Raw genomic sequence first — 18,972 nt, forward strand, 5'->3', positions numbered from 1 at the left:
GCGACTATGGAGCCGCTATGGGTGGCGAGGCCTTGCATCAACATCACATTGTCCCCAGGTCTGCCCGTCGTCCTAAGCCTCCCTTATGCAATATCATTGATCAATTGTTCCACGGTATTTTTAAATTGGGCTGCTTCCTGCAGCTGTTCATGAATAAACGGGTTGTCTTTGAGCGCTCCTACAACGGCTTCCATTTCTGCTGTTGATGCGTAAACCATTTTCCGGAATGGGTTTTCATAGTCCTTGGCCTTTGACGCATAAACAGACTGCGCGATCCATTGTTTAGTGTCTGCAGCCAGGGTGAGCAGGTCTCGGATCAGGAAGAAATCAATGGTATCGGCTGTAAAACCCCGGATCTCCATCAATGCCTGCAGGGCATGCCGCAGTTTACGTTCGGGGTAAAGGTCGGCCTGTTCTTTGTAAAATGCATGAATGGCCGGCCATCCGTTTTCCAGCTTCCCGTTTTCGATATTTCCAATCAGGTTATGGATATCTGCTTCAGGAATCAGCTGACCGCCGGCATTTAACCAGGTGGCCCGTTCTGCTGCATCCGCAAAAAGTTTCCGGATGGCAGGCAGGCTTTTGTCCGGAGCCTGTTCAAGATGCTTAACAAGAAGCGACGCGCCGTAATAGGCAATCATCTTTTTATAAATGGCATATCCCTCCTGTACTTTCAGCAACAATACCGGGCGGTGCGCGTTTTCAAAGCCGGAGGCATATACTTCCAGCTGATCTACCACGGGAGCATGCTGGTCGAGTAATGCTTTTCCCTTCTGTTCATGTTCCGCGCTGCTGCCGGTCATCTGGTGCTTTTGATAAAATGCCTGTCCGGTAAAGCGACATAATAATTGAAGCGCTACAAAGATTTCGTTGACGGTATCCGGTGCCAGGAAATCATATTCCAGTAACTGCGCCTTTTCCTGGCGTTTATCCCGGTCGGCAAATTTCCGTTCATTGCGAAGGATCGCATACATATTATACATGAACCAGTAGCCGGGCATTACCAGCAGCCGGTCCTTATGCACCTCGTTGCTCACCAGGCTAAAGGGCAGGGGAATGTTCAATTCTGCCGGGTAGTCGCCCTTGGCGATCATGGTAAAGGATGCAAATTTTGAATTGTGTTTGAGGCTTACACAAAGCCCCGGCCAGAAGCCGCGTCCAGCCTGTAGCTCACCATCTGCTGCCCTTGAATTATGATTGGAGCCAATAGTGGCACCTGCGGCAATATTGCTTTGTCCCATTACCAGTGAAGCACATAAGAAGGAGTTATTGTGGTGTTGCTCATGAGCCGGAAACAACAGGGTATTTAATACCTCGCAACAGGATATGGTAGCGTTTTCGCCCAGGTAGGAGTTAATTAACCGGGCACCATATTTGAGCTGGGAAAAAGGCGCCAGGATAAAGCGCACCGCTTTTACTCCATAAAACGCACGGCTGCCCGCACCCATAATACCATTCACCATTTCGCAGCCTTCACCGATCTGTGACTTGGCCGTTTCATTGGAGTTGATGGTAAGGTTCTTTAATTTGTTGGCGCCCTTGATATAGGCGTCGCTGCCGATTTTTACGTCTTTTACAATGTGGGTGTTCTTGATCACGGTTCGTTTACCAACCGTTCCGTAAGTACCTCTGTATGTACCAAATTTCTGATCGGTAAATGCTTTTAAGGCATTTTGTAACCGTTCATTTGCCCGGTACTTCGACCAAAGCCAGGCATCCCCGGGCAGCATGCCATCAAAAGGGATCACTTTCCGGCCGGCGTTTTCATTACAGATCTCCAGCCAGATCCGCACGTCCTCTGCTTCTCCATCTTTTACTATGCCATTGCCGAATTTGCTGTGCGAGGTACAGGACATTTCATTAACATTGATGAGGATGGCCTCGTCTTCAATAATATAATGACTCAGCATCCGCACATTATTAATGGCCACATTATTGCCGATATCGCAACTCACAATCAGGTTGCGATAGAGACCTACCGGTGTACGCAGCTGGCTGAACTCAAGGAAATAGGGTTCCAGTTTACCGATCCGCACCAGTCCGAAGAAGGTACATTCTTCAATGAGCAGGATATCGATCCCGTCCCGAACCAGTACCTGTGACCAGTTATCGGACCGGTTGCCATTGGATTTCAGAATGGCGATCTCCTGCCGGGTAAGTGGCCGGTAGTCCGTAGAAGGGTTCTGCTGAAAGCGGATATAAAATTCATCCTTGCCCTCCGGTAAAAATTCCTGCGGAATAAAGTTATAGCCCAGGTTTTCTACCGGATGTTTTTTGATCTGGTTCATTGATGTATTTAGATATTAGAGGATATAGTCCGATATAGATGATCGATGGGGCCTGAAACCGCAAGGTCCTTTCATTTTCACATTCTCACATTCCCACATTCTCATATTCCTAATGTTTCTTAAACAAACACATTATTTACGGAACCTGGAACATTAAATCTGAAAGGAAGCTTATTCAACGGTAACGCTTTTCGCCAGGTTCCTTGGCTGATCTACATTGCATCCTTTTGCCACACCGATATAATAGGAGAGCAGCTGAAGGGGTACAACGGCCAGCATGGGCGCAACGATTTCATCGGCTTCCGGAATGCTGATGTAATCATCACAAAGCGCCTTACTGGTTTCATCACCTTCAGTAATAATGCCGATCACTTTTCCTTTGCGGGCTTTGATCTCCTGCATATTACTGATGATCTTTTCATGAAATGCATCCCTGCTGGCAATAAAAACAACGGGCAACTGCTCATCAACCAATGCAATGGGCCCATGCTTCATTTCGGCGGCAGGATATCCTTCCGCATGGATATAAGAGATCTCTTTTAGTTTCAGCGCGCCCTCCAGGGCAACGGGAAAATTGTATCCCCGGCCCAGGTAAAGGAAATCATGCGCGTCTTTATATTTTTGAGCGATGGTTTTTATCTGCTCGTGATGATTCAGGATCCAGGCTACTTTTTCGGGGATGGCATCCAGTTCCAGCAATAGTTTCTTATAGCGGTTTTCATCAATGCTGCCCTTGATATAGGCGATCTTCAGGGCGATGAGGGTTAATACCACCAGTTGTGCCGTAAAGGCCTTGGTAGATGCTACACCGATCTCCGGGCCGGCATGGGTATACGCCCCGCCATGACTGATCCTTGCAATGGAAGAACCCACCACATTGACCACCCCGAGGATGATGGCGCCCTTTTCTTTTGCCTTTTCAATGGCTACCAGCGTGTCTGCGGTTTCGCCACTCTGGCTTACGGCGAGGATCACGTCGCCTTTATTAATGATGGGGTTGCGGTACCGGAACTCCGATGCGTATTCTACTTCTACATTGATGCGGCAAAGCTCTTCAAAGATATATTCTGCCACCAGCCCTGCATGCCAGCTGGTGCCGCAGGCAATGATGATAATACGGTTGGCATTGATGATCTGCTCGGCATATTGCTGAATGCCGGCCATGGTTATGGTTCCGCTGGAGGAATTGAGCCGTCCGCGCATGCAATCAAAAATAGTTTGGGGCTGCTCGAAGATCTCTTTTAACATAAAATGATCAAAGCCTCCCTTTTCAATGGCGGCCAGCTCCAGGTCCAGTTTCTGTACATAGGGCGTAATGCGTTCGTTGCCCAGGTTTTTAAGGATCAGCTGGTCCGGACGTACAATGGCCAGTTCGTAATCGTTGATGTAAACCACCTCCTTGGTATACTCCAGCATGGGGGAAGCGTCGGAGCCCAGGAAATGTTCATTTTGTCCAACGCCAATCACCAGCGGACTGCCTTTGCGGGCTGCAATGATGGTATCCGGGTTGGCCGTTTCGATCAGCAGGATCACGTAGGCTCCCGTAACCCGTTTCAATGCAATGCGCACGGCTTCCTCGAGGGAACAGTGATTCTGTTTCCGGATCTCATCAATAAAATTGAGCAACACCTCTGTATCCGTGTCACTGGAAAATTCGTAGCCTTTTTTCAGCAACTCATTTTTCAGCTGGGCATAATTTTCAATGATGCCGTTGTGGATCATGGCAATGTCGCCGCTTTTGGAAACATGCGGATGTGCATTTTTATCGCTGGGCTCTCCATGCGTGGCCCAGCGGGTATGCCCGATGCCGGTAGTGCCTTCCACATTTTTGGTTCCGATAGCTTCTTCCATATCGGCCACCTTTCCTTTCTTCTTATAAATTTTAAGCTGATCCTTATCAAGAAGTGCAACGCCCGCACTATCATAACCCCGGTATTCTAATCGTTTTAATCCTTTAACTATAACAGGGTACGCATCCCGGGTACCGGTATAACCAACAATTCCGCACATGATGTTTCGTGTTTTTACTAAAGAAAACGAAGATACATAAAGTTTTGTGCAATCGTTTGCGCACAAGTATTAAAATATGTTTAAAGAAGGGTGCCCTTTAAAACCATATAGGCTACGGAGAAGTAAATAATGATACCGGTTACATCAACAAGGGTTGCTACAAAGGGGGCAGAGGAGGTGGCCGGATCGAGTTTTAGCCGTTTTAAAGCAATGGGCAGCATGGAACCGATAAGGCTTCCCCATAAAACGATGCCGGTGAGCGTAAAGAAAATGGTGATACCTACCAGCAGCCAGTGCGGGCCGTAATCATACAGGTGCAGCTGCTGCCACATCATAATGCGGAGCAACCCGATGGTGCCCAGGGTAAGACCCAGCATAACGCCGGAAAATAGTTCACGCCGCATCACGCGCCACCAGTCGGCAATGGTTACTTCGCCCAGGGTCATGGCCTGGATAATAAGCGTGGAGGCCTGGGAGCCGCTGTTACCGCCGCTGCTCATGATAAGCGGAACAAAAAGCGCCAGCAGGGTAGCCTTTTCAATCTCTACCTCAAAAAACTGCATGGCGGTAGCCGTTAGCATTTCGCTGAGGAAAAGAATAATGAGCCAGCCTACTCTTTTTTTGTACAATTTAAAAATGGCGATATCCAGGTAGGGTTCTTCGAATGCCTGCGTACCCCCCATTTTCTGCATGTCTTCGCTATACTCTTCGGTTGCTACCCATAATATGTCGTCGATGGTTACGATCCCCAGCAGCTTATTGCTCTGGCTTACAACCGGCAGGGCGATCCGGTTGTTCATCTTAAATACCTCGCTGGCCGTTTCCTGGTCGTCGTAGGCATTGAGCGAAATGACCCGGCGCTCATCCATCAGGTCAGAAACCAGCGTATCCGGAGAACTTAATATAAACTCACCGATCCGGATATCATCCTGCAGCTCGCCTTTATGATTGATCACATAGATCACGTTGATGGCTTCGCTGTTTTTTCCATACTTCCGGATGGTATCAAATACCTCTGTTACGGTGTTATACGCATATACATATACATAGTCCGGGTTCATCAAACGCCCGATACTGTTTTCGGGGTAGCCCAGCAGGGACAGCGTAATTTTACGCTCTTCCGGATCCAGTAGTTTGATCAGTTCCCGTACAGCGTTGGAGGGCAGTTCTTCCAGGAAGTCGGTACGGTCATCCGCTGGCAGATCATTGAGCAGTTCGGCTGCTTTGCTGGGCGGAAGTTTGTGAATGATGTCTTTTTGATTAGCCGTTTCCAGCAATTTAAAAACGCTGGCTGCGCGGTGTATCGACATATTTGCCACGATCTGGCTGTCGTACTCCGGCATTTCGTAGATCAGGTCAACCACGTCGGTAATATTCTGGGCATCTAAAAATTTTTTGATCTCCAGTTTATCCTCCGTAAGGATGATCTCTTTAAATATTTCTACCAGTGTTTTATCTTCTTCTTCAAAAGACATGCGTCAAACGTACATAAAATTTTCCATTCCCGTTTCAACAGGTCTGCGGAAAAATTTTGACGGTCCGCCGGCTTTTGAACGCCGGCCCACTGAATGGATTTTATCCCTGAAATCTTTAAAGTTTGCGTACTTTGCGGGTTAAGGATCCGGGTATGGAAGGGTTAAGTTTGTATTAAATACCGGATCTTGTTTTAAATGACAATTGGCGTGATCGCACCAGGTTTATATATCGCGGATACAGAGAAAATGGGCAGGGGCGTATTCACCAGTGTGGCGATTACAGCCGGATCGGTGATCGAAGTAGCCCCCGTTATCGTAATGTCGCAGCGGGAGCGGTTGCTGCTGGATCAAACCCTGTTGCACGATTATATTTTTGAATGGGGGGCAGATGCGGCTCAATGTGCCATGGCCCTGGGATGGGTAGCTGTTTACAATCATTCTTACACGGCCAATTGCGACTATGAAATGGATTATACCACCGATTCTATACAGATAAAAACCGTAAGGAACATTGAAGCCGGGGAGGAGCTATTTATCAATTACGGAGGCAGCTGGGATGAACAGAAGCCGGTTTGGTTTGACGCGCGATAGGTTTTGTTTCAGGTTGAGTTACGTTTCATGCTTGATCATACTGAAAACTGATAACTGAAGACTAAGAACTAAAACTGAGCACTAACTCCTAAAGTGCAAAATCTGGCTCCGTTTGTTAGTTTTAAAAATACAAAAATCAAATAACAAGAACCAATTTACCCTCAAAGACAGTACATTCTGATAGCTGAAAACTGAAAACTGATGACTGAAAACCCTTATCGCTGAGGGCTGAAAGCCGAACGTTATTCAAAATAAATCCGCACTGTTTGATACAGCAGCTGGTTTTGCATGATATTGGAAGATTGGCTGGCCTTGTCTGAAAAGCCTTTTAATCCGAACAACCCTGCAGCATTGCCTTTATTGATGGCAATTTCGAGGTAGCCGGCACTATTAAAGAGCGCAAGTTTATCTCCTTCCCGCACATCGGCATAAGATTCGCTGATCCGGTCAATGACCTCATCCCGTTTAAATACGATCTTAAAGCCACGGTTATTGCGCTGCTCTTCAAATTGTTCGCGGGTGATATTGACAATCACATTTTCAAAATTGTCGATAAAAATGATCTGTCCTTCAATATAGTTACTGTCAACCAGCGGTTGCAGCGGGTTCTTTTCCCGGAAATTGAAATCGGGTACGCCGATTTTCTGTATGGATTCCCCATTTACCAGCCGCTCTACAGTTTTGGCCATCACTTCCGTTACATACAGGGTATTTTTTATAGCGCTCCGGCTCAGCGGAATCCCAATAATGATATCGGGTTTTTCCTCAAGGATCATGCTCAGTAACCCATTGTCGGCACAAATGATGTATTGGTTTTTATGAAAGGCCACCAGCAGGTTTTCGGGCCGGGTACCAAAAAGATTGACCAGGATCAGGTGAAACGTAAATTCGGGAAAGTTCTTAAAGGCGCCACGGCACACGTAGGAGGCCTGGGGGAAATTGAAGGGGGTAATATTATGCGATATATCTACCAGCTGAAGGTCTGCATTTACTTGTAACAATTGAGCCTTAATGGCTCCCACTAAATAATCCTGGTACCCGATATCAGATGTTAATGTTACAAAATTCATTTCCTGTTCAGTAGATTCACGTATTTTTTGTTAGGGTATATCCTGCAAAGTAAATGAGCATTTACTACTTTATCAACTCTTTGTTTTTAAAGTAAAATTTATGAACCAGTTTATCGGCGAGTGAAGGAAAAAATTTATTCAGGAAAACGGTTTCTTTTCCGGTTGTGGTCATTACGATGGTGCGTTTCTTATTCCGGATAGCTTTCAATATACGCAGGGACACTTCTTCGGCGGTCATCATCTTCCCTTCATCCATGGGATTTTCTTTTTGTTTGTGTCCCTTATCATTAAGCGCATTGTCGCGGATGCTGGAAGCGGTAAAGCCGGGGCTCACCCACATCACGTGCACCTGGTCGTCGCGCAGTTCCGTCATCAGGCATTCGAGAAAACCCTGTAAGGCAAACTTGCTGGAAGAATAACCGGTTCTCCCCGGAAGCCCGCGGTAACCGGCAATGGAAGAAATGCCAACGATGGCTCCCTTGTTTTTGATGAGCCAGGGCAGGGCCAGCTTGGTACAATATACGGCCCCGTAAAAATTGATGTCCATCAGTTTTTTAATAACCGCCACATCCAGGTCCTTAAAAAGTCCACGCATGCTGATACCGGCGTTGTTGATGAGCACATCGATACCGCCAAAAACTTCTATAGTCGATTCGATAAAGCGCTGACAGTCGGCTTCCGAGCTTACATCCGCAACCAGGGTATGTAAAAAGGAAGAAGGATGTGCGGCCTGCAGGGCATAGAGTTTATCATGATTGCGCCCGCAGGTGGCTACCTTTGCACCAAACCCCAGCAGGGTATCTACCAGGGCACGACCGATCCCGTCTGTTCCTCCCGTAACCACGACCACCTTATCTTTGTAATACTCGTTCATGCGGCTAATGAAAAAATTTCAACAAACCTACTTATAAAATATTAAAAAATAACTTTTAATACCGTGTATATGGTACTGTTGCTTAAGAAAATACTGCTTGTGATCGTTTTGGGAGCATTCTTTATTACGGGGCATGGTCAGTCCTGGGTACGGATCAATCAATTGGGCTATACGGAAAAGGATGTGAAGGTGGCCGTGCTGGTGTCTAAAAATGTCATCGCCTGCAAACGGTTCTCCCTCGTGGATGCTGCTACAAACAAGGTGGTGTTCAGCGGTGACCAGGTACAGGCCTTCCCCGCCTATGCGGCATTCAAAAGCGGGTTCCGGTTACATTTTACGGCTTTTCAAAAACCGGGGATTTATTATATAAAGGCGGGGGATGCCATTTCCCCGGTATTCCAGGTAAACAACCGGGTTTATGACGGCACTGCGGATTTTATCCTGAACTATATGCGGCAGCAACGCTCTAAATACAACCCGTTTTTAAACGACAGCTGTCATACGGAGGATGGGTTTATCGTGTACCATAAGGATCCCCGTAAAGATTCTACCCGTTTAGATGTAGCAGGCGGGTGGCATGATGCATCGGATTACCTGCAATACCTGCCCACATCGGCCAATGCCACTTACCAGATGCTGTTTGCGTACATGAAAAATCCCGGGAGTTTTGAAGACCGGTATGATGCCAGTGGAAAAAGAGGCAGTAACGGGGTGCCGGATATCCTGGATGAGGCCCGCTGGGGATTGGAATGGATGGTAAAGATGAACCCCGGAAAGGAAGAATATTATAACCAGATTGCGGATGACCGGGATCACCGCGGTATGCGGCTGCCCAACCAGGATACGGTAAAATATGCTGCTCATATGGGGCTGAGCCGGCCGGTGTATTTTATATCCGGCAAACCACAGGGCCCCAAATACCAGAACCGCACGAAGGGAGTGGCTTCCAGTGCCGGCAAATTTGCCTCAGCTTTTGCGCTGGGTGCCCGGATCCTGCAGCAATATGACCCGGCGTTTGCGGCCACGCTAACGGCGAAAGCCCGGGATGCCTACGCATTCGGAAAAAAATACCCGGGAAATAACCAAACCATTCCTTTTGGCGCACCGTATTTTTATGAAGAGGATAATTATGTAGACGATATGGAACTGGCCGCCCTGTCCCTGTACGAAGTAGATAAAAAGGAACAATACCTGCAGGAGGCGATCGGTTTTGCCCGGCAGGAACCCGTAACACCCTGGATGGGGGCCGATACTGCCCGTCATTACCAGTGGTACCCTTTTTTAAACCTGGGACATTACCTGGGCTCCGGGCACAGCAATAACCGGAACGAATATCTTTCCTTTATGAAGGAAGGCATCGACCGGGTGAAAAAACGCGGCGCCGGAAACCCGTTTTTGATGGGCGTGCCCTTTATATGGTGTTCGAACAATCTTACGGTAGCCATATTAACACAGATCAGTTTGTATAAAGAGGCCAGCGGCGATCATCAGTATGACGAGCTGGAAGCGGCGCTGCGCGACTGGCTGCTGGGATGTAATCCCTGGGGTACCAGCATGATCTGTGATCTGCCGGAAGCGGGCGTAGCTCCTAAAGATCCGCATTCGGCATTTACGCATTTGAAAGGGTATAAGATTTCGGGGGGATTGGTAGACGGACCTATTTATGGAAGTATCTGGGATAAGTTGATCGGGATCAAATTGTATAAGCCGGATACATTCGCCGCCTTTCAGTCGCCCCTGGTTATTTACCACGATGATTATGGCGATTATTCCAGTAACGAGCCCACCATGGACGGTACTGCCAGCCTGAGTTATTATTTCTCAAAGATGCAGGCTGCGGCTTCGGATACCGTTGGGCTGCGCAAGGATACAGAAGGCGCGGTGACCGGGATGCCCGGCAAGACGGTATACCTTATTTTTTCGGCGCACGACAAAGGAGAGGGTGGTGCCTATATTCAGCAGGTATTAAAAAAGCAGGGTGTAAAAGCCAGTTTCTTTTTTACGGGCGATTTTTTGCGCAATCCGGAATTTAGGCCCCTGGTGGTACAGTTGAAAAACGAGGGCCACTATATTGCGTCCCATTCCGATAAGCACTTATTATATAATGACTGGAAAAAGCGGGATTCCTTGCTGGTTACAAAGGAGCAGTTTGTGGCCGATCTGAATAATGCATACCAAACACTTCATGAAATGGGGATTCCCAAAGGCCGTTGGTTTCTTCCGCCTTATGAATGGTATAATAAAGATATTGTAGCCTGGGCAAGAGAGCAGGGATTGACGGTTATCAATTTTACACCCGGCACGGGTACCAATGCGGATTATACCTGGCCGGAACTGCCCAATTATAAAAGCAGTGCACAGTTGCTGGCCCAATTAAAAAAACTGGAATCAGAGAAAGGATTGTCTGGCAATTTCCTGCTGATTCATTATGGCACGGATGAACGGCGAACGGACAAGTTTTATCACCAGCTGGAAACCATCATCCGTTTTTTGCGCGCCCGGGGCTACCGGTTGGAACGATTGCCTTAAATAGAAAGCGTTTGACGATGTACTGTAAGTATTTAAAGGAACGCATGTTGGCCATTATATAAAAGAAAAAAGCTGTCTGTGAAGACAACTTTTTTCTTTGTGATCCCGCTGGGACTCGAACCCAGGGCCCATACATTAAAAGTGTATTGCTCTACCAACTGAGCTACGGAATCAACTGCGTTCCCGTTTGGGAGTGCAAAAATAAGGGAATCAATTTATTGCTCCAAAAAAAAACACGGAATTCTTAAAATATTTTTCATTTTTTTTATCAGGGATCATATAAGCGCCTGTATACTTACCAGCTAATTTTCAATACATCTGCACTTCGCCAAACAGCTTCTAAACAAAAACAAATTATGATGATATCTCTTACACCTCTTGCCGCGGCTCTGAACGTTTTATTTTGACATTAAAGATCCTGCTGCAGCATGGGTACTTCTGGTATCAAAATAATTATGGATACATTTACGGTGGATTTCAATAGACCGGGCTATCATTCGAAAGCCCTTTTAACTTTATCATGCTGATATAATTTTGATATTTGCCATATAAATTTATAGCGATGGACGAGCAACAGCCGATCAATTCCCAGCGCATTGCAGAAAGGACGGACTATATAAAAGTCAACTCAAATGAAAACCCTTATCCCGCTGCGGATATTCAGGAAAAAGTTCTTCAGCCACGTAAACTGATTTCGTATTTCATCGTATTCATTGAAAGCGGCGCCATTACCTACAACCTAGACCTGCAGGAAATTACGCTTACAGACGGACAATTGCTTTTCGCGATGCCTAACCAGGTTTTTACGCCACCCCATAAAGCGGATAATCTTAAATACTTCAAGGTGTTATTTGATGAAAATACATTGGCATTGCTGCCACAGCAATTTCCTTTTTTAGTGAACCCTTTAAACGCACAAACAATAATTTTTGACAACACTGCAAGACAAAGGGTAAAAAAGGGGTTTGAAATTTTAAACCAAATACTTTATATTGATAAATATCCAACGGACACCGAAATAATATTGGCTTATTTAAACGCACTGTTAGTTGAATTGAACAGCGCCTATTTCAAAAATAACCAGCCACCCGGTATTTTGAACACGAATCTTTCAAAATTTATTGCGTTTAAATTGGCGGTGGAAACTCATCTTACGGAGCAGCCTTCCATTAATACCATTGCGGAACACCTGGCGTTAACCACAAACAGTTTATACCGGATTGTAAAAGAGTATTCCGGAGTTTCGCCTAAGGATTTTTTTACCAATCGTTTAATGATCGAAGCGCAGCGGAAATTACGTTATGCTACCCCTTCCGTAAAAGAATTAGCGTATGAATTAGGGTTTAATGACCCCGATTATTTTTCAAGGGTTTTTAAAAAATGTATCGGGAAAAGTATCAGTGAGTTTCTGGAAGCGCAGCAAGATTTGTCAAGGGAATAAATGGATTTGTCCATCTGCTCTTTTTTTTAGCGCTCTACTTTTACGTTATAAATTTTAAAACGAAAAAATGAAAACAGCATTAGTAACAGGGGCTAACAAAAGCATTGGTTTTGAAGTTGCACGGCAACTTGCTCAAAAAGGAATTTATGTTTATCTGGGCAGCCGGGATGTAGAAAACGGGTCAGAGGCCGTTCATAAATTAAGAACGGAGGGGTTAAATAATGTAGAAGTCATCGGGCTTGACATTACAAATGATACATCTATAGAAAATGCCCGTGTGGCAATTGGTAAAAAAACAACGATGCTGGACATACTCATCAACAATGCAGGTATCTATGGGGGCTATCCGCAGACAGCTCTTGATGCAACCATCGACCAGTTCAAGGCGGCATACGATGCCAATATTTATGGTGTTGTTAGAGTGACACAGGCATTTATAGATTTATTAAAAAAATCACCGGAACCTCGTATTGTGAATGTGAGTTCGAGTCAGGGCTCTATTACATTACACAGCGACCCTTCATATAAATATTATGACTATAAAGGGGTTGTTTATCTTTCTTCAAAATCAGCCTTGAATATGTACACGGTTGTTTTGGCTTACGAACTGAAAGAGAGCAACTTCAAAATAAATGCCGTTTGCCCCGGATATACAAAGACGGATTTCAACGGCCATCGTGGTCCGGGAAGTGTTGAAGATGCCGGAAAACGAATTCTAAAGTATGCTTTGATTGACAAAGACGGACCTACGGGGGGATTTTTTAGTGAAGAAAATAACCCGGAGACGGGAGTAATTCCCTGGTGACATTAACGGCCTCAGACCTTCGGTTTCTACATCAGCAAGATCGTAGAAAAAAGTTGCCCTTACCGGCCGTTTTTTGTAATCCATTGTTGCGTTTCTTCATGGATTTACGTTTAAAATGATAAAAATGACTTATTTTCGAAAAATATCTGCAATCAATAACAAACTATTATGAAACGACTACTGATCATTGCTGCAACGACTACATTATTTTTTTCTTGTAAAAGGGATGGCGCGATTGAAGAAAAAGCGCCAACTGCCGCTTCGGGGGTAACGGTTCACCTGGTAGCTGAATATAAGCCCGTCAGCTATACCCGAGCGTATGGTATGCATCCCCTGGGCGGTGGTAATGAAACGGCTGATAAGCCTTTTGGAAAAGGATATGGCCTGGTGCAACTGTTTTCAAAGGAAGAAGGGGGGACGGTTTCCAGTGCATTCGTTGTGATGATCAATAACGATGGAGGAACCTGTGGCCAGGATACGGTTGCCGTGAAGCCGCTGACACCGGATACGTTTGAACTGCTGAGTAACAAAATAGGCTCCTGCACGCTTAGCAGCCGTGCTTATATCCGGATATCACCAGTAGATAACCAAACACGAAACGTAATCGTGGGGCAGAATGCCCTTATTAGTTATGACCCTCCGTCGGCCGGTGTAGTGGACTGGGTTTACCATGACTACCAGACCGTGGTCCGGACGAAATAATTGCCGGAGACGGCATGCAACACCCAAACAATCGTTGTGGCTTTATAATGGGAGTAAATGTATTCCGCTTGGCTTAAACGGATTACAACGAAAAACGGGTGCGCATTTGTGAGCCTGTTTTTCGCCGCGGCTTCAACTGTTTTTTACTTTTTTTCTGAACATTAAAAATTCTGTAACCGTACATAATAAATAGATTATTGAAAAAACTAACGGTGTTTTTAGAGGGCTTTCGTTGTATTGGCAGATATTCATCGAAACATCAGCAGCTAAAAAAATAACGCAAACGAACGGTATTCCTGAAAATGTCAAAAAAGACAACAGGGGATTGTTTTTGATTTTTTCTATCCGATTTAGAAAAAACGTTAAGGACCCCAAAACCATCATAGCAAAATATATAATGGAAAAGCCAAGGTTAAGCAATACATCGATAATATACAAAATCTTTTCCAGCAGGGTTGTATCCATTGGCTTTATTCCGGCGATAACCATTCTATAGGAAACATATAGTGCAATACTTATTATAAGATTGACCAGCCAAAGCCTAAGTATCATTTTTTTCATTTCTTACCAGTGCCGTTTTCTGCTATTTTTTTACCGCTGTTTGATTGTATTTCTTTCGTAATTCAGCTACTGCATTGGGACCGCCGATGGGCAGGTTGCTTACAATTAAATTCAGTGATGGTTTTTTGATGTCATCCGTCGCTTTGGATATGGTGATAAATGCGCTGCTGGCCCGCTGCTTTCCGCAGCGCCGGTCTCCGCCGGATAGGCTTCCCGCTTCCAATGCGGCCATTAATTGTTCACCGATGGGTAAGGATTGTTTTTGTGCCTTGAGGACTGCTTCCATAATTTTCCGGATCTCCGATGTATCGCTGAGTGTGTTCCCCTGCACCGATATCCCTTTGCCCGTCATGACACCACTGAAGGCCGGCACATTTTTTCCGGTATACGTTTTGACCGCTGCAGTTTTATAAAGACATACGACGCTGTACTGCTGATTTTCCGGATCAAACCATTCGTTCCGCAATGAGTCAATGATTTCCTTTGGCGACCGGCCGTTCATGATCATTTGTATGCCTGTCATCTGTGCGATTTTGTTGCTCATCGCCTGTACTATTATGGCCCCTTTACCGGGAATAATGGCACCGATTCCGTATACACTGGGTGTACACGAAGCTCCGGCAATGCCAATTTCTTTTGTTTTTGAATCAACAATGATAATGGACCAGGTAGCGGAGGCCGGTATACTGCCCAATAGTAAAATGGTCAGAAAAACGGATAATGCTATACGCGCTTTCATGAATAGATTTTTTGGAAATTGAATATATCAAAAAAACGGACACCTCAGGATTTGTTCGAGGTCATTTTGATGAATGACGGCATTAAGGCTCATTCAGCATGATCTCAAAACAGGCTCAGTTGTCCCAGGGTTAGCGGAGTGCCGGGAGCACCTGCGTTCTTTCCGGAAACCGTATATACCGGTGTTTCTTCATACCGTGATGCAATAATGATATGTGTGGTGGCAGCTTGTCCGGTAAAAAGATCGCGGACCAGCTCCGGATCGTTATTGTCGGCAGAAAGATGAGAGAGGAACAGGTGGCTCATATATGCGGGTCTGCAGGACAAAAAAAGGTCGAGCGCTTCTTTGTTGGACAAATGCCCCTGGCCGCCGCGGATCCTTTTTTTCAGATGGTAAGGGTACCGGCCCTGCTCAAGCAAGGCTTCATCATAATTGGCTTCAAGGAAAGCGGCATGGCATTTCCTGAAGTGCGCACTCAGGTTTTCGCAAACCTTCCCGATATCGGTAAAAATACCGATGCAGGTATGGCCATCCTCCACCGTAAAACTATGCGGATCTGCAGCATCATGCTGTTTTTGAAATGCATTGACCGATAAAGCGCCAATGGATACCGGTACTCCCGCTGCTAAAGGACGTACAAGGCCAGGGTCCAGTTCCAGGCCCGAATACCGGAGCGTTCCGGAAGAGATGTATACCGGAAGCTGATGTTTCCGGGAAAGTACTTCGAGGCCCCGGATATGGTCGGTATGTTCGTGAGAGATAAAGATGGCTTTTACTTTTTTTAGGGTCAGCCCCAGCCGGAGCATCCGTTTCTCCGTTTCCCGGCAGGATAGGCCGGCATCGATCAACACGGCCTCCTCATCGTTACCGATATAGTAACAATTTCCATTACTGCCGGAATTAAGAGCGGTAAGATAAAGGCTGGTCATGCCGCAAAATACTTCTTTTTAACTAAACAGATCCAGGGTTATACACCAATAAATATTCAGCCCGCAGATGTTGCTGATATCGATGGAGGAAATGATAAACTATTTTTTTGATATATACGCCCAGACCGGGTTGTTTATCGGTCAGCAGAATGCATGCTTTTTAATTTCATGGGTTTGAATAAAAAAAGGGGAGGACTTTTCATCGGTAACGGATATCCTGTCCCTGGTATGGGAAATTAAAAGCCGGTCTATTCATTAGCACGCCCTGTTAAAGACCAGATCAATCATTTTTTAGAAATTGTCTCATCATTATATCGGTTTGCTCCTCATTTCCCAACCGGAACACATGTTTGCCGAATGGAGCGAAGCCGTTTTTTTCATAGAACCGGATGGCTCTGAGATTCTTTTCCCATACGCCTAGCCACACATAGTCAACGCGCTTTTCCCCGGCTATCTTCAACGCCTGCTCATACAATAGCTGACCGATTTTTCTTCCGTGATATTGTTGTAACACATAGATGCGTTCAATTTCCAGGCCGTTACCGTCCTGTATTTCTGTTTGAGCCTTGCCCCAGTTTACTTTCAGATAGCCAATCACTTCTTTATTGAGCAGCGCAAGATAAAATCCGGAATATGGGCTGGTCAGTTCTGCTGTTAACCTGGCAGTGGAAAAACCTTTTTCCAGGTATTCAGCCATATTTTCCGCTGAATTATTACCGGAAAATGTTTCAAAAAAAGTAGTTCTTCCTATTTCCTGCAATTTTTTAATATACGCAATATCGACTTTTACAATTTCTATATTTTCCATCCTGCTGGTTTTATATATGCTGTTAAATTAAATGCTCCATTCGTAGTGAAGCCAATTTGTATCTTGCGTTGCACCCAAACGTTCATAGAACCGTTTACCTGCCTCATTCCACGGGGCTACCGTCCATTTTATCTGCGTACAATTGGTATTCCTGGCTTCTTCGCGAAGGGCATGCATGAGTTGTTCCCCAATTTTTTGTCCTCTGTATGGAGCCCCTACATAAAGCTCTTTTAAATAAATGGCGGGCCTGTTCTGTGCAGTATAGGGCAGGTAGTAATATACCAACATCCCGGCAATGGTGCTGCTATCTGCTGCAATGATACAATGAAAATCCGGGTTGCTCTTTTTAAAACCACTATTGCGCACAATGTCCGGCGTAATAGCAAAGTCATTGATATAGCGTTCGAATATTGCCAGTTCTTTCATTAAGATCCAGATCTGCTCAGCATCTGATGCTACGGCTTTTCTAATAATGAACTGTGGTTTTGTCATATAATAATATTTTAAATCAATAGTTGAAACCAAAGGGAATCAGGGAGTTGCTCCCTGTATATAACAAAACTAAAAACAAAATGGCTTATATTTATAGTCCGATTTTAATAAAATGGATAATCCGATTCTTTTAAAAGTAGTTGAGGATATTGTTCTCGTCAGCAACAAACGTTGAATCTGAAGCCTTTTCACCATGTATTTTAAATGCATCATATTAACCGGGGCATTGCTTGCATTGGGTGCCTGTCATCAAAGCGATAAGACGTCCCGCAGCCTTCAGCACCGTATGGATAGTTTGGAAGCCCGGCTGGCAAATACTTACAAGCCGGGGCTGGGTGAGTTTATGAGCGGTATCCAGGTGCATCATGATAAACTTTGGTTTGCAGGTATGGATCAGAACTGGGCACTGGCTAATTTTGAAATCAATGAGATCCGGGAAAGTCTGAACGATATCCGGGTTTATTGTACCGACCGGCCGGAAATTAAGCAGCTGCCCATGATTGATCTACCCCTGGAAAGTCTTCAGTCTGCTATTCAACAGCAAAATGTGATAACGTTTAAAACGGGGTTCATCACCCTGACCAATACCTGTAATACCTGCCATCAGGCTACGAAGCATGCCTTTAATGTAATAAAGGTTCCTTCGGCGCCTCCCTTTAGCAACCAGGATTTTGCACCCGACAATAAAAAGTAATATCGGGCCGGCAGTCATCTGTGCGCCTTTGTCTGAATTTCCCCGTTATATTGTCCGTTTTGGGCCGCCAGCAAACCCGTTTCTATTGCTACCTTTGGTCTGCAAGCATTGCGCATTTGGTATAGCCATCATTTTCAGGTTTACAAAGGATGGCGCTGAATTAAAAGGTACAAAAATCGTTTGTTTTTAAAAAGAAATGACTATGCCAACGATTCATCAGGCAGTACTCATCGGAGCATCTGCCACAACCGTATATGATGCGGTTACCAGCAAGGAAGGATTGTCTGCCTGGTGGACACCCCATGCCACTGCAGATCCGGAACAGGGGAGCATTGCGCGCTTTCCGTTTGGTGACGGGTATTTTAAAGAAATGAAAATAACGGTGCTGAAACCGTTGGAAGAAGTACACTGGATTTGTATAGCCGGTGCGGATGAATGGATCGGTACGTACATCTCCTTCATGCTTTATACCGGTAGTAAACATACCCTGCTGAAGGCGTATCCGGAAATCAGGGGCCAGGCAGAGCAGCTGGAGCAGGATGCTCCGGCGACCCTGCTGATTTTCCGGCATACAGACTGGAAAAAGGATTCGTTGATGTTTGCCGAGTGCAGCTATACCTGGGGACAGTTTTTGCGCAGTCTGAAGTTATACTGTGAAACCGGTACCGGCCGGCCCTGGCCGTATCAGCATCGTACAAACCAATAAGGGAAGATGTTTGTTGAAGTGCTTTCAGTTTTTCTCAATGGTTGAATACCTTTCGTTCCGCTGGTTATTGAAATCCCGTATCGTTTCTTAAAGCCGCTGAACGCGCAGATTTGCCACCGGCTTTAATAGTACCCAGAAAATATCATAAAGCGGTGTCTCAGGCGCAATCGGCGAATCTGCGGCAATCATAAAAACCACTTAAGAAACAGTATTGATGAACGATTCTTTATCTGTTCGTTGAGCCGGCAGGTGCGACGT

At 45.5% G+C, this 18,972-nt stretch carries 17 protein-coding genes and 1 tRNA gene; 7 read left to right on the plus strand and 11 right to left on the minus strand.

The features are described 5' to 3' along the window. Window positions 1-83: 83 nt before the first annotated feature. The 3 genes from Q1V85_RS14695 to mgtE all read right to left on the minus strand — a co-directional run bounded on the left by Q1V85_RS14695 (window position 84) and on the right by mgtE (window position 5,773). Window positions 84-2,288 carry a DUF4954 family protein gene (locus tag Q1V85_RS14695; RefSeq protein ID WP_300601199.1) on the minus strand — a complete coding sequence of 735 codons (2,205 nt, stop codon included), beginning with the start codon at window positions 2,286-2,288 and terminating at the stop codon, window positions 84-86. A 171-nt stretch (window positions 2,289-2,459) separates the two neighbouring features. After that, window positions 2,460-4,298 (minus strand): glutamine--fructose-6-phosphate transaminase (isomerizing), encoded by a 1,839-nt coding sequence (glmS, locus tag Q1V85_RS14700; RefSeq protein ID WP_300601200.1) that lies wholly within the window; start codon window positions 4,296-4,298, stop codon window positions 2,460-2,462. A gap of 80 nt (window positions 4,299-4,378) precedes the next feature. Next, window positions 4,379-5,773 (minus strand): magnesium transporter, encoded by a 1,395-nt coding sequence (gene mgtE, locus Q1V85_RS14705; protein WP_300601201.1) that lies wholly within the window; start codon window positions 5,771-5,773, stop codon window positions 4,379-4,381. Window positions 5,774-5,980: 207 nt separating this feature from the next. Here mgtE and Q1V85_RS14710 point away from each other — a divergent pair, with 207 nt between their 5' ends. Further along, window positions 5,981-6,364 carry an SET domain-containing protein gene (locus Q1V85_RS14710; protein WP_300601202.1) on the plus strand — a complete coding sequence of 128 codons (384 nt, stop codon included), beginning with the start codon at window positions 5,981-5,983 and terminating at the stop codon, window positions 6,362-6,364. A 242-nt stretch (window positions 6,365-6,606) separates the two neighbouring features. Here Q1V85_RS14710 and Q1V85_RS14715 read toward each other — a convergent pair whose 3' ends face one another. Further along, entirely contained in the window at window positions 6,607-7,434 is an 828-nt protein-coding gene (locus tag Q1V85_RS14715; RefSeq protein WP_300601203.1) for an SAM-dependent chlorinase/fluorinase, read from the minus strand. Window positions 7,435-7,498: 64 nt separating this feature from the next. Next, on the minus strand, window positions 7,499-8,308 hold the full coding sequence (locus Q1V85_RS14720) for an SDR family oxidoreductase (RefSeq protein WP_300601204.1): 810 nt from the start codon (window positions 8,306-8,308) through the stop codon (window positions 7,499-7,501). Between the two features lie 69 nt (window positions 8,309-8,377). Here Q1V85_RS14720 and Q1V85_RS14725 point away from each other — a divergent pair, with 69 nt between their 5' ends. After that, a complete protein-coding gene (locus tag Q1V85_RS14725; protein WP_300601205.1) occupies window positions 8,378-10,837 on the plus strand; it encodes a glycoside hydrolase family 9 protein in 2,460 nt (819 codons plus the stop codon). 100 nt (window positions 10,838-10,937) lie between these two features. Here Q1V85_RS14725 and Q1V85_RS14730 read toward each other — a convergent pair. After that, window positions 10,938-11,010 (minus strand) — tRNA-Lys (locus tag Q1V85_RS14730). Window positions 11,011-11,399: 389 nt separating this feature from the next. Between Q1V85_RS14730 and Q1V85_RS14735 the strand changes: the two genes are divergently transcribed. The 3 genes from Q1V85_RS14735 to Q1V85_RS14745 all read left to right on the plus strand — a co-directional run bounded on the left by Q1V85_RS14735 (window position 11,400) and on the right by Q1V85_RS14745 (window position 13,785). Continuing rightward, window positions 11,400-12,278: an AraC family transcriptional regulator gene (locus Q1V85_RS14735; protein WP_300601206.1), complete on the plus strand. Its 879-nt coding sequence runs from the start codon at window positions 11,400-11,402 to the stop codon at window positions 12,276-12,278. A 67-nt stretch (window positions 12,279-12,345) separates the two neighbouring features. Further along, complete coding sequence (locus tag Q1V85_RS14740) at window positions 12,346-13,083, plus strand: SDR family oxidoreductase (protein ID WP_300601208.1); 738 nt, start codon at window positions 12,346-12,348, stop codon at window positions 13,081-13,083. 168 nt (window positions 13,084-13,251) lie between these two features. Next, window positions 13,252-13,785, plus strand: a complete 534-nt coding sequence (locus tag Q1V85_RS14745) for a hypothetical protein (RefSeq protein WP_300601209.1) — start codon at window positions 13,252-13,254, stop codon at window positions 13,783-13,785. A 132-nt stretch (window positions 13,786-13,917) separates the two neighbouring features. Here the strand turns inward: Q1V85_RS14745 and Q1V85_RS14750 are convergent, their stop codons facing one another. The 5 genes from Q1V85_RS14750 to Q1V85_RS14770 form a co-directional block, all read right to left on the minus strand. Continuing rightward, complete coding sequence (locus Q1V85_RS14750) at window positions 13,918-14,346, minus strand: hypothetical protein (protein ID WP_300601211.1); 429 nt, start codon at window positions 14,344-14,346, stop codon at window positions 13,918-13,920. A 22-nt stretch (window positions 14,347-14,368) separates the two neighbouring features. After that, window positions 14,369-15,085, minus strand: a complete 717-nt coding sequence (locus Q1V85_RS14755; protein ID WP_300601212.1) for a DUF1028 domain-containing protein — start codon at window positions 15,083-15,085, stop codon at window positions 14,369-14,371. A 104-nt stretch (window positions 15,086-15,189) separates the two neighbouring features. Continuing rightward, on the minus strand, window positions 15,190-16,014 hold the full coding sequence (locus tag Q1V85_RS14760) for an MBL fold metallo-hydrolase (RefSeq protein WP_300601213.1): 825 nt from the start codon (window positions 16,012-16,014) through the stop codon (window positions 15,190-15,192). Between the two features lie 280 nt (window positions 16,015-16,294). Further along, on the minus strand, window positions 16,295-16,822 hold the full coding sequence (locus tag Q1V85_RS14765; RefSeq protein WP_300601214.1) for a GNAT family N-acetyltransferase: 528 nt from the start codon (window positions 16,820-16,822) through the stop codon (window positions 16,295-16,297). A gap of 27 nt (window positions 16,823-16,849) precedes the next feature. Then, on the minus strand, window positions 16,850-17,314 hold the full coding sequence (locus Q1V85_RS14770; RefSeq protein WP_300601215.1) for a GNAT family N-acetyltransferase: 465 nt from the start codon (window positions 17,312-17,314) through the stop codon (window positions 16,850-16,852). Window positions 17,315-17,507: 193 nt separating this feature from the next. On the opposite strand from Q1V85_RS14770, the gene Q1V85_RS14775 reads away from it, so the two are divergent. Both Q1V85_RS14775 and Q1V85_RS14780 read left to right on the plus strand, forming a co-directional pair. Beyond that, a complete protein-coding gene (locus Q1V85_RS14775; protein ID WP_300601216.1) occupies window positions 17,508-18,008 on the plus strand; it encodes a hypothetical protein in 501 nt (166 codons plus the stop codon). Between the two features lie 202 nt (window positions 18,009-18,210). Further along, window positions 18,211-18,714: an SRPBCC domain-containing protein gene (locus tag Q1V85_RS14780; protein ID WP_300601217.1), complete on the plus strand. Its 504-nt coding sequence runs from the start codon at window positions 18,211-18,213 to the stop codon at window positions 18,712-18,714. Window positions 18,715-18,972 lie beyond the last annotated feature (258 nt).

Origin of the sequence: Niabella sp., assembly GCF_030150205.1 — a bacterium.
In the GTDB taxonomy this organism is placed as follows: domain Bacteria; phylum Bacteroidota; class Bacteroidia; order Chitinophagales; family Chitinophagaceae; genus Niabella.

Coding starts and splice junctions, on each gene's coding strand:
- Q1V85_RS14695 (WP_300601199.1), bottom strand. CDS start 2,288: ATGAACCAGATCAAAAAACATCCGGTAGAAAACCTGGGCTATAACTTT.
- glmS (WP_300601200.1), bottom strand. CDS start 4,298: ATGTGCGGAATTGTTGGTTATACCGGTACCCGGGATGCGTACCCTGTT.
- mgtE (WP_300601201.1), bottom strand. CDS start 5,773: ATGTCTTTTGAAGAAGAAGATAAAACACTGGTAGAAATATTTAAAGAG.
- Q1V85_RS14715 (WP_300601203.1), bottom strand. CDS start 7,434: ATGAATTTTGTAACATTAACATCTGATATCGGGTACCAGGATTATTTA.
- Q1V85_RS14720 (WP_300601204.1), bottom strand. CDS start 8,308: ATGAACGAGTATTACAAAGATAAGGTGGTCGTGGTTACGGGAGGAACA.
- Q1V85_RS14725 (WP_300601205.1), top strand. CDS start 8,378: ATGGTACTGTTGCTTAAGAAAATACTGCTTGTGATCGTTTTGGGAGCA.
- Q1V85_RS14735 (WP_300601206.1), top strand. CDS start 11,400: ATGGACGAGCAACAGCCGATCAATTCCCAGCGCATTGCAGAAAGGACG.
- Q1V85_RS14740 (WP_300601208.1), top strand. CDS start 12,346: ATGAAAACAGCATTAGTAACAGGGGCTAACAAAAGCATTGGTTTTGAA.
- Q1V85_RS14745 (WP_300601209.1), top strand. CDS start 13,252: ATGAAACGACTACTGATCATTGCTGCAACGACTACATTATTTTTTTCT.
- Q1V85_RS14750 (WP_300601211.1), bottom strand. CDS start 14,346: ATGAAAAAAATGATACTTAGGCTTTGGCTGGTCAATCTTATAATAAGT.
- Q1V85_RS14755 (WP_300601212.1), bottom strand. CDS start 15,085: ATGAAAGCGCGTATAGCATTATCCGTTTTTCTGACCATTTTACTATTG.
- Q1V85_RS14760 (WP_300601213.1), bottom strand. CDS start 16,014: ATGACCAGCCTTTATCTTACCGCTCTTAATTCCGGCAGTAATGGAAAT.
- Q1V85_RS14765 (WP_300601214.1), bottom strand. CDS start 16,822: ATGGAAAATATAGAAATTGTAAAAGTCGATATTGCGTATATTAAAAAA.
- Q1V85_RS14770 (WP_300601215.1), bottom strand. CDS start 17,314: ATGACAAAACCACAGTTCATTATTAGAAAAGCCGTAGCATCAGATGCT.
- Q1V85_RS14775 (WP_300601216.1), top strand. CDS start 17,508: ATGTATTTTAAATGCATCATATTAACCGGGGCATTGCTTGCATTGGGT.
- Q1V85_RS14780 (WP_300601217.1), top strand. CDS start 18,211: ATGCCAACGATTCATCAGGCAGTACTCATCGGAGCATCTGCCACAACC.